This is a genomic window from Pseudothermotoga thermarum DSM 5069, from assembly GCF_000217815.1.
GTDB classification, from domain to species: domain Bacteria; phylum Thermotogota; class Thermotogae; order Thermotogales; family DSM-5069; genus Pseudothermotoga; species Pseudothermotoga thermarum.
The window spans coordinates 1-17,803 of the sequence record NC_015707.1 but is presented as its reverse complement, the minus strand read 5'-3'; the positions used below and the strand labels follow the sequence as shown (position 1 = coordinate 17,803).

Below are 17,803 nucleotides of genomic sequence, written 5' to 3'. Positions count from 1 at the left end.
AGTCCGAGGCGGAAAACCAAGGAAAACTTGGGTGCGTTTGGCGTGCCTATTCAAATCGTTCAATTCTATAATTTCTCAGATTTCTAACTTTTGCCGCTTCAAGAATCTTTTTAACTCGGTTGACTTTTTCTGTCGGAAAGGTAGAAAGGTCTTTGCCAGTTTCAATAGCCACAAGTATTTGATCAAGCTCTTGGTAGCTCATTCCAAGTGCAAATTCGTCGTCGATACCCGGTATCAAATCGGGGCTAGGTGCTTTGGCGATGATTTTTTCAGGTACATCAAGTTTTTTTGCAAGATCAAAAACCTGAGTCTTGTAAAGGTGAGCTATGGGGCTTATGTCCCCACAGTCGTCTCCCCACTTGACGTACAAACCAGTCAAATACTCTGTTTTGTTTTCAGTGCTTGCAACGGCATATCCGCGCTGCTCAGCCTCAAAGTACAACAAACACATTCTCACACGATGCTTAATCCTGTAAAAAGCAAGTCCTTTGAGAAATTGATCGTTCCCTTTGCTGAGCAAATCGTCGATGAAAGGATCTTGAGAAAGTTTTCTCCATTTGTTAAGAACATACCTTTCTTGAAAACTTCTTGGAAAAAGCCTCGCAGGTGGAAAAAGTTTGTAAACTCCGATTTTCCTCAAAATCGGCGTTATGGATTTTACCTTAAACGGGATTTTGAGCCACTCACAAACAAGCTTTGCATCTTTCACAGTGTCCTTCGAAGAATCCCTTTCAGGCATTATCAACCCAAAGACCTTTTCACTTCCTATGGCTTTGACGCACAAAGCGGCAGTTACGGCAGAGTCCAAACCCCCGCTGATTCCAACCACAATTCCTTTGTAACCGTATTTTTCAACAAAATCGAAAATAAAATTGCATATTTCCTTGATATCTTCCACAGTATTTCACCATTTTAAGTTTAACAAAAAAAGAAGGGCAGTTTTCACTGCCCTTCTTTTATTATCACACCGTATTCGTCAGCATCAACCACCAACGTTTGACCTTCTTTGAATTCTCCCGAGATTATCTTATCTGCAAGCAACGATTCCACTTCTTGTTCTATAACCCTTCTCAACGGCCTTGCGCCAAGAGCTGGAACATATCCTTTTTGTGCAAGGTATTCTTTCAACTTGTCTGTGAATATCACATCGCGCTTTTGTTCTTTGACTCTTTCTCTCAACCTTTCAAGCTGAAGTTCTACAATTGCTTTCATGTGTTCCATCGTCAAAGGTTTGAATATTACAGCCGCATCTATTCTGTTTATGAACTCGGGCTTGAAGTACTTGCGCATTTCTTCTTCTATCACAGGTGTTAAATCTTTGACACCCTCTTCAAGCATTTCCAATATATATTCGCTTGCAATGTTGCTGGTCATGATTATTATGGTGTTCTTGAAATCAACCACCGTTCCGTTCGCGCTGGTTAATCTCCCATCGTCGAATACCTGAAGCAACACGTTGAATATCTCTGGGTGTGCTTTCTCTATCTCGTCAAGCAAGATTATGCTGTAAGGCTTTCTTCTAACCTGCTCCGTCAACTGTCCACCTTCTTCATAACCAACGTAGCCAGGTGGTGCACCTATCAACCTGCTGACGGTGTGTTTCTCAGTGTACTCGCTCATGTCTATCCTGATCAGCGCATTTTCACTTCCAAACAAAACTTCCGCAAGAGCTTTCGCAAGCTCGGTTTTTCCAACACCCGTTGGACCAAGGAACAAGAAGACTCCAGCAGGCCTTTTTGGATCTTTCAAACCTGCACGAGCTTTTCTTATAGTTTGCGCAACGATTCTAACTGCATCTTCTTGATCAACAATTCGTTTGTGCAGCAGTTCCTCGAGTTTCATCAATTTTTCCTTCTCAGATTCGATCAACCTTGTAACTGGTATTCCAGTCCAAAGCTGTACGATTTTTGCAACGGCTTCTTCATCAACGACTTTGCCATTTCCCTGAAGTTTAACTGCCGATGCGGCTTCGTCGATCAAATCAATTGCCTTGTCAGGTAAGAATCTATCGGTTATGTACCTTGCGCTAAGTTTAGCGGCGGCAACGATGGCTTCATCGGTTATCGTTACCCCGTGGTGTTTTTCAAACTCTTGTTTGATACCGCGCAACATCTCTGTGGTTTCTTCAACAGAAGGTTCCTCAACCAAAACTGGTTGGAATCTTCTTGCAAGTGCTTTGTCTTTTTCAATGTACTTTCTGTACTCAGCCATAGTTGTGGCGCCGATCACTTGAATTTCTCCACGTGAAAGTTCAGGTTTTAAAAGGTTTGCTGCATCAACCGCACCTTCGGCAGCTCCAGCTCCAACAACTGTGTGAAGTTCGTCGATGAACAAAATGTATTGTCTTGCGTTGGCTTTCAACGCGTCGACTAGTTTTTTCATTCTTTCCTCGAATTCCCCTCTGAATTTAGTTCCGGCTATAATTCTTCCCATGTCAAGTCTGAGGATTTTCTTACCCTTCAAAAACGCCGGAACATTTCCTGCCACAATCTTTTGTGCTAAACCTTCAACTATGGCCGTTTTTCCAACCCCAGGGTCACCAACCAACACAGGGTTGTTTTTGAATTTTCTTCCAAGAATTTGTATTACTCGGTTTATTTCCTTCTCACGGCCTATTACCGGAAGCAATTTTCCTTCTTTTGCAAGACGCGTTAGATCTTCGGTGAATTTGAACAAAACATCAACGTTTTCATCTTCGGCGGTTTTCCCACTGGTTCTCAAATCCCTTATGGCTTCGTAGACCTTATCCGGCGTTACTCCGTATCTGGTCAAGAGCCTGTAAGTCATCGAAGTTGGTGTCAGTATCATTCCGAGCAGAAGGTGATCGGTTCCAACCTTTTCATCTCCCATCCTTCTTGCTTCTCTTTTTGCTTCTTCCAAAACATGCCTTGCATCGGGAGTTATGTAAACCTGTGAGACTGCTCCTGGTTGGTAGAAGGAAGTTCCCCTCATACCATACCTGGAGACAAAGGAAGTTGTTTCATCTCTCAAAGCGTCTATGTTGACACCTATTTTTCTCAAAATATCAACGGCTGCGTTGTCACCATCTTCCAAAATGGCTAGTAGTATGTGCTCAGAAGACATTTGATTCTGAGAGAACCTGTTAAGTATATCTTGAACCGAACTGAGTACCCTTTGAGCGCTTTCTGTGTAATCTTTGAAGTCTATCATTCCTTATCACCTCCTTATAGGTTAGAAATATTAAGGGGCGGTTGCCCGCCCCTTTGGTCTTATTCGACTTCCACGTCCACCACTTTAGCCTTCTTTTCTTCTTTCTTTGGTATGCTGATTGTCAAGACTCCATTCTCGTATCTTGCTTTGATCTTTTCAGCGTCTACGTAGTCGGGCAGGCGAATGGCTCTTTCGAATTTTCCATAGGATCTTTCAACAACATGGTAGTTTCTATCGGATTTCTCGCGTTCAAGTTTCTTTTCGCCGCAGATTCTCAAGACTCCATCTTCGACTTTTACTTTGATGTCTTTTTTGTCCATACCTGGGACTTCGACTTCGATCATCAGTTCTTTGTCTGTTTCGTAGACGTCGATTTCTGGGACGAATCCCACTTCAAAAGTTCTTCTAGTCACAGGCGCGAAGAAGTCTTCAAACAATCTGTCAATCTCCCTCTGAAGCTGTCTGAGTGGTTTGAAGAAGTCTTCTCTTCTTTCCAACAACATACACATCCCTCCTTTCTCAGAAGTTTTTCATCGAGTCTTTATTGTGAACCAGATTGTTCTCTTCGAACGCTTTCGTACAGATATTGACCGATCTTTATGCTTTCACGTTGCAGTTCGTCGAAGAGCAGTTTGACCCTTGGTATGTCGTCTTTGTTGATGGCATCTCTTAGATCGTTGACCAGTCTTTCAAGGTTGTCTTTGAGATCTTGTGGTAACTTGTCACCATGTTCTTTCAACTGCTTGCTGACAGTGTATGCAAGATCGTCTGCTCTGTTTTTGAGTTCGACTTCTTCTCTCTTTCTTCTATCCTGTTCTTCGTATTTCTTCGCTTCTTCCATCATGCGTCTTATTTCTTCTTCGCTGAGTTTGTGTCTACCTGTGACGACCATCGATTGTTCTTTACCAGATGCCAAGTCTTTTGCCGAAACGTGAACTATTCCATCGCTGTCTATGTCAAAGGTAACCTCAATCTGTGGAACTCCTCTTGGAGCCGGTGGAATTCCAACGAGTCTAAAGCTTCCAAGGAAGATGTTGTCTTTTGCCATAGCTCTTTCACCTTGGTAGACTCTGATTTCAACCTCTGTCTGGAAGTCTTCAGCCGTCGTGAAGATCTTGCTTTTTCTGACTGGTATAGTTGTATTCCTCGGTATTATTGGTTCCATCAAACCGCCTTTAACTTCCACACCAAGCGTAAGCGGTGTAACGTCGACAAGAACAACGTCTTTGTGCTTTGATGTACCAGCGATTATCGCAGCTTCTATTGCCGCACCTATCGCAACTGCTTCGTCTGGGTTGACCGTTTTGTTCGGTTCTTTTCCAAAGATTTCGTAAATGAGCTTGTGAACGTACGGTGAACGAGTCATTCCACCAACCAGGATGATTTCGTCTATGTCTTTTGGCGACAGTTTTGCGTCGTTTAAAGCTCTCATTATTGGTTCCCTTGTCGCTTCGAACAGGTCTTTGACCAAAGATTCGTACAATGCCCTGGTGAGCCTCATTTCAAGGTGAAGTGGCCCAGAAGCAGTTGCAGTTATGTATGGCAAGCTTATATCGGTTTCAAGTTTTGTTGAAAGTTCTATCTTGGCTTTTTCAGCTGCATCCCTCATTCTCTGCAGAGCCTGCTTGTCTTGCCTGAGATCTATTCCATATTGTTTCTTGAACTCCTCAGCCATCCAGTCGATGATCCTTTGGTCAAAGTCGTCTCCACCAAGGTGGTTGTTACCAGCTGTCGCTATAACTTGTATGACTCCATCTCCTATTTCAAGTATCGAAACGTCGAATGTTCCACCACCAAGGTCATAAACCAAAACTTTTTGCTCTTTCTTTTTGTCCAAACCATAAGCTAGGGCAGCAGCTGTCGGCTCGTTGATGATCCTAAGAACCTCAAAACCAGCTATTTGTCCAGCTTCCTTTGTTGCCTGTCTTTGCGCGTCGTTGAAGTAAGCAGGACAGGTTATGACGGCTTTTCTGATGACTCCGCCAAGGTACTGTTCTGCGTCTTTTTTCATCTTTTTGAGAATCAAGGCGCTTATCTCTTGCGGTGTATAGGCTTTACCATCGATTACCACCTTGTAATCGGTTCCCATTTTCCTTTTTATCGATTTAATTGTTCTTTCAGCGTTCAAGATCATCTGTCTTTTGGCAGGTTCGCCAACGAGTATTTCACCGGTTTTTGTGAAAGCTACTATCGATGGTGTTAATCTGCTACCTTCGGCGTTTGGTATGACTTCTACTGTTCCATCTGGTTTCATCCAAGCTATAACGGAGTTGGTTGTACCCAAATCGATACCAACAACAAATTCTCTTTCGCTCATAAAATCACCTCCTTGTCGATTTCCGGTATAGATTATAAGCACCCCCATATACCATGTCAAGGGGTTTTTGTGATTTTTGCTAATTCAATCTTTCATTTATTTATGCACATTTTTGGTATGTTAATTCTGTATAAACTAAATCGTATAGCACTCGTAATATTTGACTGACACATAATTTTTTGCAAAGAACAGCCGAGCACTTGGTATAATTTGAGTACAAGACAAGGGGGGATGGCTATGAAACTCGTGTGGTTTGGTCATGCGTGTTTTCTCATTGACACTGGTAATGTCAAAATTCTGACCGATCCTTTCGACAGCTCCGTTGGTTATAAAGTGCCAACGATTGCTGTAGATCTGATAACTGAAAGTCATCAACATTTCGACCACAACGCGCATCATTTGATCAAGGGAAACTTTCAATTGATCAAGGAGCCTGGTGTATACGAATTTAAGGATGTCAAGATCAAAGGCATAAGAACATTCCACGATGCAGAAAAAGGAAGCAAAAGAGGTCAAAACATAATTTTTGTCTTTGAAATCAACGGAATAAGGATCGGACACTTTGGAGATCTGGGACACGTTCCGACCCAAGAGCAAATCAGAGAAATAGGTCAATTGGACATCGCTTTGATACCGGTTGGGGGGACCTTTACAATAGGTCCAAAGGAAGCGAAGCAAACCATGGATTTGCTAAACCCACATGTTGTCGTTCCGATGCATTACAAAACAAAGTATCTGAAATTTGACATAGCAGGCGTTGAAGATTTTACAAAACTGTGCGAAAATGTTAAGTACCTGGAGAGCAATGAACTTACGATCGATGAAAGTATCAAATCCGAGCAAAAAGCAGTTTTTGTTCTTAAACTGTGAAAGGAGGCATTCGGTGCAACTAAAAGTTTTGTACGACGAATTAACGGTAAGACAAAAGATCAAACAAATGGCAAAAGAAATAGAAAACTATTACAAAGACAAGACTGATACAATTTACGCCATCTGTGTTTTAAAAGGCTCAATCCACTTTTTCAGCGAGCTTGTTTTAAACATCAATATGAACGTGGATTATTCCTTCGTTCATGTGTCCAGCTATGCTGGAACAGAATCCACAGGGAAAATAAGGGTTAAGTCCTGGGTCGAGGAATCTCTGGAAAACAAGTATGTCCTGGTTGTCGAGGACATAGTGGACACAGGAAACACGCTAAGGTATATCTTGAACTATTTAAAAAAGCAAAGGCCCGCGGAATTGAAAATAGCCGCACTTGTTGAGAAAAAGAAGTACGATCATGGAATTCCAATTGATTTTGTTGGTTTTACCGTGGGAGATGTGTTCTTGGTTGGTTACGGTTTGGATTACGAAGAAAAATATCGAAACTTGCCTTACATAGGTTATCTAGAGTGAGAAAAGGATCCTTTGTCATAGCCGCTTTGTTGGTTTTGCTCATATCAATGATAATCTTGAGCCACGTTGGCCAACTTGTTCGAATGCGGACCAACGGTTTTTCATTTCCCCAAAAGGAGATAGTGATCAACTATGCGCCCTCTTCTGGTGGAGGAATTCCTTGAAGAATTTGAGACAGTCATCAAGAAAGTGCAAAACAAAGAACTTTCGGTAAAAGACCTTGAAAATTTTATCGGCAGTAAACTCAACTTAATCCACGATCCGCTGCTTGAACTTGAACCTGTTGCACAAGAAAGATTCAACCAAATGATAGATTATGCCAAGCCAATTGCATCACTTCCTCCAGAAAGAGCGGCAGTGCGCTTAAAAAACCTTTTAAGCATGGTGGAAAAGTATAGAAATTGGTTTTTAATAAATTGCCCGGTTTTTGAAGAAACAAAAGACCCAGACACACCAATCAAGTACGCAAAGCAAGTTGGTCCAAAGCGTGAGAAACTACTTGCAAAACTTGAAATAAAAACATTGAAAGATCTAGTCTGGTATGTTCCAAGAGACTACGAAGACAGAAGAAAAATAGTTCCAATAAAGGATATAAGAGGAGACGAAAAAGTCACAACCTTGGCAAAAATAATAAACGTTGAGACAAAACAAACCTTTTCAATGCCGATAACAGTCGCAGTTGCAGCCGACGGGATAAACCAGGTGCTTTTGAAATGGTTTAACCAAGAATATATGCAAAAGGTTCTTGAGACGTTGAAAGGAAAGGAAGTTTACATAACCGGCGTTGTAAAAAGGGGGACCTTTGGCAGCCTTGAATTCACCAACCCAGAAGTTGAACCTAAAGGAGATACACAGGTTCTTGAGATACTTCCTGTTTATTCTTTAACCGAAGGTTTGAGCCAAAAACAGATGAGAAACATAGTTAAAGAAAACATAACGTCGATCAAGATCAAGGAAACCTTACCAGAATGGCTCATCCAAGAAAGAAAGCTTCTGGACATCAAAACTGCCCTTTATGGGATTCATTTTCCAAAGAGCATGTACCACCTTAAAAAATCGATAGAAAGGTTGGCTTACGAAGAACTTTTGATATTGCAACTCGCGTTTTTACTTTCCAAACAAACAATTGAGAGAATCGGAGGAATCAGCAAAAACATCAAAGGTGAACTTGCAGAAAAGTTCATCGCTTCTTTGCCTTTTAAGCTCACCAACGCACAGATAAAAGCCCACCAAGAGATCAGAGAAGATATGCAATCAGAGAAACCAATGAGTAGGTTACTGCAAGGAGACGTTGGTTCAGGTAAAACTGTGGTGGCACAACTTGCCGTCATCGACAACTTTGAAGCTGGATACCAAGCGGCAATTATGGCTCCAACTTCGATACTCGCAATCCAACATTACAGAAGGATGGCTCCGGCATTCGAAAAACTTGGTATTAAAACTGCCCTTCTTTTGGGTGAAACAAGTCCAAGAGAGAAAGAAAAGATAAAAAGTTTCTTGAAAACCGGTCAGATAGATGTGATAATTGGCACTCACACACTCATCCAAGAAGACGTTGAATTTGCCAACTTAGGACTTGTGATAATCGATGAGCAACATCGGTTTGGTGTTAGACAAAGGGAAGCTTTGATAAGTAAAGGCAAAGTTGTTGATGTTCTCGTCATGACTGCAACTCCTATTCCAAGAACCCTTGCAATGACCATCTACGGTGATCTTGACATATCGATAATAGACGAGCTTCCACCGGGAAGAAAATTGCCAAAGACCATTTTAATCTCAGCGAGCAAGATAGATCAAGTTTATGATTTTGTCAAAAATGAGGTAAAAAACGGTGGGCAAGCTTACATTGTTTATCCTTTGATAGACGAATCCGACAAAGTGCAAGCAAAAGCCGCAACGCAAATGTTTGAACACCTTGCCTACGAAGTGTTCAAAGATTTCAAAGTTGGTCTTTTACATGGAAGAATGTCCCAGATTGAAAAGGATCGAATCATGGAAAGTTTTGCAAACAGAGAAATAGAAATTCTGGTTTCTACAACGGTTATAGAAGTTGGAATAGACGTTCCAGGAGCCACGGTGATGGTAATTGAAAACCCTGAAAGGTTTGGATTAGCACAACTTCACCAGCTTCGTGGTAGAGTTGGCAGAAGCGAAAAACAAGGATACTGTTTTCTTGTGGTTGGAAATGTGGACGAAGAAACTTTGGAAAGGCTAAGATATTTTGCAATGAGCAAAGATGGATTTGAAGTTGCCGAATACGATTTGAAACTGAGAGGACCAGGAGAATTTTTGGGACTTCGCCAACATGGACTGCCTGATCTGAGGATAGCCGATTTAACCAGGGATAGAGATCTTTTAATCCTAGCGAGAAAAGATGCAGAAAAACTTCTAACTAAAAGAGAAGAAAACAAAGAGCTCTTTGAAAGGGTTGAAAGACTCTACGGAGAAAGGCTAAAACTGGTCAAAGTTTGATTTAAAAACTGGTGGGTGCGGCAGGAATCGAACCTGCGACCTCTTCCTCGTGAGGGAAGCGCTCTCCCCCTGAGCTACGCACCCATCACACCAAGCATTTTACCATTCCATAAACCCTTTTGCAAGTCCTACCACCTAAGAAATCATGACACTTTTCATTTTAAGAAATGGGTGTATAATGTAAATTGAAGATGAACCAAAGTTTGCAAAGGAGTGGTTGGTATGGAGAGAGTGATTGACTTAATTGTCAAAGACCGAGTAGTTGAAGTCACCACGGATACCCCCTTTGTAATAATGCTCAGAGATTTGATGTATGAAGGCGACTGGTCCACAATGAAAGAAGATTTGTCGAAAAAAGAACAAATTGTAAAGGAAATAGAAAATTGCCAATTTTTGGAAAAGAACGTTGGTATACTGTGTAGTTTTGTTTACGATCCTGTTTGCTTTGAGGAACTCTTAGAATGGCTGGAAGAAAAGAATATCCATCCAAAAGATTTTGTTCATGCTTCCTTGAATGGTTTGTACGATTTAGCGATATCCTATGCCGACAAAGATATGCATGATGTTGCCTTTAAAGTTATAAAGTACATCCTTGAAGTGGACAAAAACTATGCTCCAGCCTATGAACTTTGGGGATCATTGCTTCTTGAAAAGGGAGAATTCCAAGAGGGAATAAAATACCTAGATAAAGCTATAGAAATCGATCCGTGGCTAGTAGAAGCTTATTCATCCTTGGGTGAAGCTTATTACAACCTTGGTGATTACGCAAAAGCCGCTTTCTATTGGGAAAGAGAAATCGAATATGCTCCCAACAACAAATTCACTTATTTCATGGTTGCAGATGCCTATAGAAAGTTGAACAGGTACGACAAGGTCTGTGAAATTTTGGAAAAGTTCCTTGAAAACGATCCAAACAGTATAGTAGCGATGTACGAACTAGCCGAGGCTTACAAAAAACTCGGTGATATCGAAAGAAGCAAACAACTTGAAGAAAGGATTCTAAAATCACAACCGACTCACGGTGGAGATTTGGAGATTTGGAGCCTTGTTCAACTGAGACACGGCAACTACGAACTTGTTCAAAGAGAACTTGAAAAGGTATTACAGCAATCCCCAAGTAAGGTTCATTTGAAATTGATCTTGGCAATATCTTATCTGAAACAAAACAAAATCGAACAAGCCAGAAGCTTGATCAACGAAATGAAAGATCAACATGCGTGGTACTTGTACGGTAAGCAGGAACTTTTCAAAGAATTTTTAACAGAGGAGGAAATGCAAGTTTGTGGCATATCCTAACCTTTGTTGTAGGAGCAGCCATTGGAAGCTTTCTAAACGTTGTGATATACAGATTGCCAAGGAAAAATGAAGGGTTGAGCCTAACTAATCCGCCACGTTCAATTTGTCCAAACTGTAAAACTGTTATACGTTGGTACGACAATATTCCTTTGGTCAGTTTTATCGCGCTGAAAGGAAAGTGTAGAAGTTGTGGAAAACCGATAAGTAAACGCTATTTTTTCGTGGAATTGTTCAATGGATTGGGTTATTTGATAAACTTTATGGTTTTTCAGAAAAATTTTTTGGAATTCATAGCCATGTGTACGATGATTTCATGCGTTCTTGTGATAGTCTTCATAGACCTTGACTTCATGCTGATACCAGACGCAACGTTGATACTAATCGCTTTGGCGTCCTTTTTGATGTGGTTGAATTCTTCTCAAAAAATGTTGAATCTACTTGCGGGCGGCTTTGTTTCCGCCCTATTTGCTTTGTTGTTTGTGCTTTACAAGGGTGGCATAGGTAGCGGTGATATCATTCTTGCTGGAACGATGAGTATCGCTGTTGGACTTTTGGCAAGTTTTTACGCTTTGATGTTTGCTTCGATGGCAGCTTTGATTTTCGCTGCTGCAAAGAACAAAGGAAAATTGGATCGAAAGCAAAAAATACCTTTTGGAAGTTTTCTTGGCCCAGCTTTTTATATAACCATACTGTTTCAAAGGACTTTGCCATGGATAAAAACAACTTGATTTTGGCAAAAGCAGTTTTGTTATTTTTGATCGTTCTAGGTATTGTTTCGCTTTACAGTGGTTTTCCAATAAAATATTACTCGGTGGTAAAAGAAAACGCCGATTTCTTCGACCCTCTTTTCATCATGGCAGTGATAAAAGCCGAAAGCAATTTCAACCATTTGGCAGTTTCAAAAGCTGGAGCAGTTGGTCTTATGCAAATCATGCCTCAAACCGCAGAATGGTTGAGCAACAAGTACAACCTTTCAAACGATCTTTTGAACCCAGTTGTAAACATAACACTTGGAATACAGTATTTAAAATATCTGCACGATCTTTACGATGGCGATATGAACCTTGTTTTGAGAGCGTACAACGCAGGTCCAAGAAGGATAAAAGAGGACCCAAAAGTTGGGGAAACTTATGTTAGAAAAGTTAAAGTCTACCATTTCGTTTACAAAGTACTTTATTTTTGGTTGAGGTGACCTAAAGAATGAAGGTCCTAACAGCCCATCAGATGAAAGAAATAGATCGCCTAACATCTGAGCGTTTTTTGATCTCTCCAGAAATCCTCATGGAACGAGCAGGACTTTCCGTTGTTCTTGCACTTCAATCGGAATTAAAAGATCTGTCGAAAAAATCTTTTCTAGTTCTATGCGGACATGGTAACAACGGAGGAGATGGATTGGTTGTGGCAAGAATACTTCACCAGTACACAGACGAAGTTGTAACAGTCGTAGTTGGGGACAAGACAAAAATGTCAAGCGAAACTTTGGCAAATTTCAAAAGGTTAAAAGCAATCGGTGGAATCATCAAATTCTTGAACGAAGATCTTTCCTTGGATGAACTAGTTCAAATGGTGAAAAACTACGACGTTGTTATCGATGCTTTGCTTGGAATAGGAATAAAAGGATCGGTTCAGGGTATCCTTGCACAAGTTATAGACGTTGTTAATCTTTATGCAAGATATGTGGTATCCGTTGATCTTCCTTCGGGTTTGGACACAGATACCGGTAAAGTACTTGGGAAAGCGATCAAAGCAGATTTAACCGTTACCTTTGGTTTGCCAAAGCTATGTCACATCCTCTTTCCAGGAAGGGAACTAACGGGGATTTTGAAGGTTGCAGACATAGGCATTCCCAAAATTTTGTTGAACGCCGATGAAATAAAGAGAAATATCGTGACAAAAGATTTGGTGCTTTCAAGTTTACCAAAAAGGATAAAGGATAGTCACAAAGGATCTTACGGAAAAGTTTTGGTGATAGCTGGTTCAAAAAACTATCCTGGAGCTGCAGTTTTGACAAGCATAGCTGCTTACAGAGTTGGCTCGGGGTACGTTCAGCTTGTAACATGCAAACCTGCTGATGAAATTGCTTTGGTAAGAGAACCTTCCTTGATTGTCAGAGGTTTTGAACAAGAATTTTTCACACCTTCTTGCCTGCCAACGGTTTTTGAAGTGGCAAAGAATTCGAAAGTTGTTGTCCTTGGTCCTGGACTGACACAATCCGATCAAACGCGGGAGTTTGTCTTGCAACTTTTGAAAGAGTTGGATTTACCTATGATAATCGATGCAGATGGGCTGAACAACATAGCTGAAAATCTCGATGTACTTTTCCAACGCAAAGGTCCAACTTTGCTGACTCCACATTTTGGTGAATTTGCCAGACTTGTTAAACTGCCCATCGAAGCTGTAAAATACAATTACAGCTTGGTTGAGGAGTTTTCAAAGAAATACGGAGTGATAACTTTACTAAAAGGCGCAACCACCATAATATCAAACGGTGAAAGTACTTATTTCAACCTTATGGGTAACACTTCTCTTGCAAAAGCTGGAAGTGGAGATGTGTTGGCGGGCATGATAGGTGGACTAGCAGCACAAGGTTTGGACTTGTTGTCAGCGGCTTTTTGTGGAGCATATCTTCACGGTTTAGCGGCGGAAATGTACAATTTAAAAGAGGGAACTATGTTGACAAGCGAGCTTCTTGATTTAATACCGAAAGCAATGGAGGAGGTGTGCAAAGTTGGATAACGTACTGGAAAGAATCGTGAGGGATTTAATCAGGGAGGGGTACCTGAGTAGAGCTAGGACTCTTTTGAGTTTGTTTGCCGGAGAATATCCGCATTTGGAACTTGAACTTGAGGCAGCCTCCGGAAACTGGAAAGCCGTTATGAGACTTTACGAAACTTTAGACGAAGAGAGGAAGAAAGAGTACCAAACACTCTACAAAACGGCAAAAGACCGATTTAAGGAGAATTATTCGGAAGATGTCATCGATGCTTTGCAAGAGACAGAGCGCAACAACTTTGAAGGAGCAATTGCCGTTTTAGAGTCGTTGTCCAAGCTTTATCCAGAATTGGTAGAGGTTGTGGCGTTGAAATTGGAAATTGCCAGGAAGAAAAAAGATCGCGAAAGAGTTAGAACCTTTGAAGAAACACTTAGAAAACTTGATCCTTCTCATCCCGCATTGGTAAAGCGGGAAAAAATCATTAAAGCAACGATTTTGGAGTACATCATACTTGTCGCAGTTCTTGTGAGCGTAGCTTTGTCGCTTGTAGGACTTTTTAGACCACAATTTGACGAGAAAAAATTTGCAGCACTCGAAAACAAGATAGCAGCCATTGACTCAAGATGCGAAGATTTGGATCAGAAATTGACCTTGACGTTCAACGAGCTTGGTGAAGTGAAATCGCAATTAGGCAATTTAGCTTTGTTGCAAAGCGAGCTGCAAAATACTCAAAAACTTCTTGCCAAGTCTTTCGAGGATTTGAAAGGACTTTTTGAAAAGCAAAACCAAGAACTTTTGGGAAAAGTATCTTCCTTTGTGCGAGCAACTTCAGCTTCAACCTTTCCTTCAAGTGGTTTGAGCATTGATGCTTTGAGATCCCTTTGGTTGACTGGCTATAGGTTATACCGCGAAAGAAAATACGATGATGCTTTCAACTTGCTCTCAGCGGTTTTGGAGGCTTTGAAAGATAAGGATGCCTATTTTAAAGACGATGTGGCTTACTACATGGCTTTGGTTGCCTATGAGGCGAAAGATTTTGACTTAGCCAAAAGGCTTTTTGAAGATTTCATTTCAAATTTTCCAAACAGCGTTTACGTACCACATGCACAGTACTTTTTGAAAACCATCAAATAGTCTAAAAACTATGGCAGTTCAGCATCTTGCGTACCATATAAGAGCAGAGTACCTTGATCTTCCGATCGATTGGGGTCAGATTTTCAAAAAACAAGGAAATTTGATCGTTGAAATAGGTTTTGGAAATGGTGAGTTTTTGCTGAGGAAGGCAAAAGAACAGCCTTTTGATCTTTTTGTTGGTTTTGAGACCTCTCTCACCAGTTTGGTTAAAATACAAAAAAGACTTTTTGCAGAAGGAATTGACAACGTACGCGTTTGCCTCGTGGATGGTCGGTTTGGGCTAAGGGAATTTTTCAACGACTTAACCGTTTCCACAGTTTACATGAACTTCCCATGTCCTTGGCCTAAAAAGTCCCATCAGTCAAGAAGGTTTACCGTTGCTGGCTTTGCGGACACGCTGGTTGCGGTGTTGAAGCTAGGTGGAATTTTCTCCATGACTTCCGACGTGCTTTGGTACGTTGAAGACATGAGAAATGTTCTGCTTGAAACAGGGTGTTTTGAACAACGGCTGTTTCAAACCAACAAACAAATCGTCGTTGGCACAAGGTACGAGAGGAAATGGATAAACGAAGGTAGGGAAACTTACACGCTTGTGATGGAAAAAATAAAGCACAAAACCATCGACAGACTGACTTGGGGGGAACAGGATATGCCACACGTTCATTTGAAAGATGCCAAGGAAGAAAAAATACCGTTTTTGTCAGACCAAGTTTTCAAATCTCCAAAAGGTGTGTTCGTCGTTAAAGGAGTGTACAAAAAACAATCGGAAGAAGAATACCTTCTTAGAATAGTCAGCAACGAGGAAAATTTCCAGCAAAGATATTTCATCTCTATAAGAAAAGAAAAAGATGGATGGCTTGTAAAACTTGACCCAGATGCCTTTGCCTACAGAACACCTGTGGTGAAATACTCAGTACAAAAAATAGCAGAGGTGATTTCCACTTGAAATTTGGAATCCTTGGAGCAGGAAGCTGGGGAACAGCTTTTGCAAAGCTTTTGGCTGAAAATGGTCAGCAAGTGATGCTTTGGGCAAGAAGAAAAGAACTCGCAGAACAGTTGATCTGTGAACGTGAAAACAAAGATTATCTTCCAGGTGTAAAGTTACCCTCGCAAATTTTGACAACAACCGACATTGAAGAATTAGAGAATTTCTGTGAAGTTTTAGTCATAGCTGTTCCAGTGAAATACGTTGAAACCACTCTTTCAAAATTGAAAAAAGGCTCAAAAATCGTGCTAAACCTTTCAAAAGGTATCGATGAAAAAATGAGAACAGTTGGCAAGATCGTTTCAGAACTAAACTGCTTTGAAACCTATGCAGTTTTGTCTGGGCCATGTCATGCCATCGAAGTGTCACACAGACTTCCAACCAGTGTTGTCGTTGCAAGCGAAGATCAGAGTGTTGCTGAGCTTTTGCAAAAAGTCATAAGCAACAGTTATTTTAGAGTTTACACCAGTAAAGATGTGGCTGGTGTTGAGATCAGCGGAGCAATGAAAAATGTGATCGCGATAGCTGCAGGTGTAATAGATGGTCTTGGCGGCTGGCACAACGCAAAAGCATCGTTGATAGCCCGTGGAATCCACGAAATCGCAAAATTTGGACTTGCCTATGGAGCCAAAGATCCTTTGACGTTCATGGGACTTGCTGGAATAGGTGATCTTGTGGTAACCTGCACAAGTCCATACAGTCGCAACAGATACGTTGGCGAGATGATTGGAAAGGGAAAAAGACTGGATGAAGTTCTAGCAAACATGAAAATGGTTGCAGAGGGCGTTAACACCGTAAAACCGTTGCTGCAGCTTTCAAAAACTTTAGACGTTGAAACACCTATTTGTGGTAAGGTCTACGAAGTTTTGTTTGAAGGAAAAGATCCAAAGGCTGCAATAGAAGAATTGATGAAAAGACCACTTAAACCGGAGATGGCTTTTCAAACGATTTGTCCGTAGGCTTTCACAGAAATCATTTTGGATATCTTCTCAACTTTCGACTTGATTTCTTGATTTTGACTTTCAAGAAGTTCTTTCACTTTTTCAATCGCATGGGAAACAGTTGGATGCGATTTGTTGAAAAGCTCGGCAACTTGTCTAAGTGATAATCCCAAAACGTTTTTTGCAACATAAATCCCAATTTGACGTGCGATGATGATGTCCTTCCTCCTAGAGTTTCCCAAAAGTTCCTGTGGACTGACACTAAATTCTTCGCATAAAGCGTAAATCAATTTGTCCGAAAGATTTAAGTTTCTTCCAACAGGATTTATATCCAACAGCTGTTTTGCAGTTTCACAATTTACCTGTTCACCTGTGATTTGCTGGTGCATCAAAAGCTTGACGATGCTACCACGTAGACGTCTCAAATTATCAGAGAAGTACCTAGCAACCAAACGCAAAACTTCCTCGTCCAGTTGTCCTCCCTCAATTTCAACCATCTTTCTGGCTATTTTGAAACTTGTCTCCTCATCTGGTTTTTCAAGTTTTGCAACAACACCCATTTGAAACCTGGAAATCAACCTGTCCTGAAAACCGTTCAAATCGCTTGGATCTCGATCGGAACAAATCACAATTTGCTTACCTGCGTTGTAAAGGTCGTTGAAGGTGTGAAACAACTCCATCTGAATTCCCATCTTGCCCGTGAGAAATTGAATATCGTCAAGAAGTAGAACGTCGATTTTTGTTCTAAACTTTTCTCTGAATTCTTGAACTTTCCCTTTCTTTATCGAATCAACAAGTTCGTTGAGAAATCTTTCGCTTGTTAAATAGATCACCCTTAGATCAGGCTGGTATTTGAACAGATAATGTCCTATAGCTTGAATCAAATGCGTTTTACCAAGTCCAACTCCACCGTACAGAAAGAGTGGATTGTACTTGCCAGGATTTTTTGCAACTTCCAAACATGCGCTGTACGCAAACATGTTGTTTGGACCAACGACAAAGTTCTCAAAAGTGAGAATTGGGTTAAGTGGTGTTAAAATCAAAGGACGTTTTTTAACGACTGGTTCGTCGTTGTCATCGATATCCTGTTGAATCGACGTGTATTCTATCCTGTATTCAACGGGTTTATCGAAAACTTCTCTAAGCGTTTTTGCAATCAGTTGACCGTATTTTTTCTCCAGCCAATCTTTGATGAAAAGGTTTCCAACCTGGAAAACCACAACGTTATCTTGAATATCCTTTACGTCGAACGTGCTGAACCAACTTTCCCATACCCGTCGATTCAACTTCGCTTTGAGAGCCTCTATGATTTTCTCTTTCATGGGAAGATACCCCTTTTGAAACAAAAGAAAACAAACGAATCTATACGCAAATAATA

Annotated in this window: 15 protein-coding genes and 1 tRNA gene; 10 read left to right on the top strand and 6 right to left on the bottom strand. The window is 40.9% G+C overall.

From position 1 onward, the window contains the following. Positions 1-46: 46 nt before the first annotated feature. Genes nadE through dnaK form a run of 4 tightly spaced genes read right to left on the bottom strand, consistent with a single transcriptional unit; the run spans position 47 to position 5,488 of the window. On the bottom strand, positions 47-889 hold the full coding sequence (nadE, locus tag THETH_RS00085; RefSeq protein WP_041446467.1) for an NAD(+) synthase: 843 nt from the start codon (positions 887-889) through the stop codon (positions 47-49). A gap of 53 nt (positions 890-942) precedes the next feature. Then, a complete protein-coding gene (locus tag THETH_RS00080) occupies positions 943-3,171 on the bottom strand; it encodes an ATP-dependent Clp protease ATP-binding subunit (RefSeq protein ID WP_013931347.1) in 2,229 nt (742 codons plus the stop codon). A 59-nt stretch (positions 3,172-3,230) separates the two neighbouring features. Then, the gene (locus THETH_RS00075) at positions 3,231-3,674 is read right to left on the bottom strand and encodes an Hsp20/alpha crystallin family protein (protein WP_013931346.1); all 444 of its coding nucleotides are present in this window, start codon (positions 3,672-3,674) and stop codon (positions 3,231-3,233) included. A gap of 38 nt (positions 3,675-3,712) precedes the next feature. Further along, positions 3,713-5,488: a molecular chaperone DnaK gene (gene dnaK / locus THETH_RS00070; RefSeq protein WP_013931345.1), complete on the bottom strand. Its 1,776-nt coding sequence runs from the start codon at positions 5,486-5,488 to the stop codon at positions 3,713-3,715. A gap of 237 nt (positions 5,489-5,725) precedes the next feature. Between dnaK and THETH_RS00065 the strand changes: the two genes are divergently transcribed. The 3 genes from THETH_RS00065 to recG all read left to right on the top strand — a co-directional run bounded on the left by THETH_RS00065 (position 5,726) and on the right by recG (position 9,356). Further along, positions 5,726-6,358, top strand: coding sequence for an MBL fold metallo-hydrolase (locus THETH_RS00065; protein ID WP_013931344.1), 633 nt, complete (start codon positions 5,726-5,728; stop codon positions 6,356-6,358). A gap of 13 nt (positions 6,359-6,371) precedes the next feature. Next, positions 6,372-6,884, top strand: coding sequence for a hypoxanthine phosphoribosyltransferase (gene hpt / locus THETH_RS00060; protein WP_013931343.1), 513 nt, complete (start codon positions 6,372-6,374; stop codon positions 6,882-6,884). Between the two features lie 132 nt (positions 6,885-7,016). Beyond that, on the top strand, positions 7,017-9,356 hold the full coding sequence (recG, locus tag THETH_RS00055) for an ATP-dependent DNA helicase RecG (protein ID WP_013931341.1): 2,340 nt from the start codon (positions 7,017-7,019) through the stop codon (positions 9,354-9,356). 9 nt (positions 9,357-9,365) lie between these two features. On the opposite strand, the gene THETH_RS00050 is transcribed toward recG, so the two are convergent. Beyond that, a tRNA-Val gene (locus tag THETH_RS00050) sits at positions 9,366-9,440 on the bottom strand. Between the two features lie 138 nt (positions 9,441-9,578). Here THETH_RS00050 and THETH_RS00045 point away from each other — a divergent pair. From THETH_RS00045 to THETH_RS00015, 7 genes are read left to right on the top strand one after another with little or no spacing between them, the layout of a single operon-like run. Next, positions 9,579-10,652: a tetratricopeptide repeat protein gene (locus THETH_RS00045; protein WP_013931340.1), complete on the top strand. Its 1,074-nt coding sequence runs from the start codon at positions 9,579-9,581 to the stop codon at positions 10,650-10,652. Next, positions 10,637-11,380, top strand: coding sequence for a prepilin peptidase (locus tag THETH_RS00040; RefSeq protein WP_013931339.1), 744 nt, complete (start codon positions 10,637-10,639; stop codon positions 11,378-11,380). The genes THETH_RS00045 and THETH_RS00040 overlap by 16 nt, the downstream gene beginning before the upstream one ends. Then, on the top strand, positions 11,362-11,844 hold the full coding sequence (locus THETH_RS00035; protein WP_013931338.1) for a lytic transglycosylase domain-containing protein: 483 nt from the start codon (positions 11,362-11,364) through the stop codon (positions 11,842-11,844). Before THETH_RS00040 ends, THETH_RS00035 begins: the two co-directional genes overlap by 19 nt. An 8-nt stretch (positions 11,845-11,852) precedes the next feature. Continuing rightward, on the top strand, positions 11,853-13,388 hold the full coding sequence (locus THETH_RS00030) for a bifunctional ADP-dependent NAD(P)H-hydrate dehydratase/NAD(P)H-hydrate epimerase (protein WP_013931337.1): 1,536 nt from the start codon (positions 11,853-11,855) through the stop codon (positions 13,386-13,388). Then, positions 13,381-14,499: a tetratricopeptide repeat protein gene (locus tag THETH_RS00025; protein ID WP_013931336.1), complete on the top strand. Its 1,119-nt coding sequence runs from the start codon at positions 13,381-13,383 to the stop codon at positions 14,497-14,499. The genes THETH_RS00030 and THETH_RS00025 overlap by 8 nt, the downstream gene beginning before the upstream one ends. Before the next feature lie 10 nt (positions 14,500-14,509). Then, on the top strand, positions 14,510-15,445 hold the full coding sequence (gene trmB, locus THETH_RS00020; protein WP_013931335.1) for a tRNA (guanosine(46)-N7)-methyltransferase TrmB: 936 nt from the start codon (positions 14,510-14,512) through the stop codon (positions 15,443-15,445). Continuing rightward, a complete protein-coding gene (locus THETH_RS00015) occupies positions 15,442-16,443 on the top strand; it encodes an NAD(P)H-dependent glycerol-3-phosphate dehydrogenase (protein ID WP_013931334.1) in 1,002 nt (333 codons plus the stop codon). Before trmB ends, THETH_RS00015 begins: the two co-directional genes overlap by 4 nt. Here THETH_RS00015 and dnaA read toward each other — a convergent pair. After that, on the bottom strand, positions 16,425-17,747 hold the full coding sequence (dnaA, locus tag THETH_RS00010; RefSeq protein WP_013931333.1) for a chromosomal replication initiator protein DnaA: 1,323 nt from the start codon (positions 17,745-17,747) through the stop codon (positions 16,425-16,427). The genes THETH_RS00015 and dnaA overlap by 19 nt on opposite strands. Positions 17,748-17,803 lie beyond the last annotated feature (56 nt).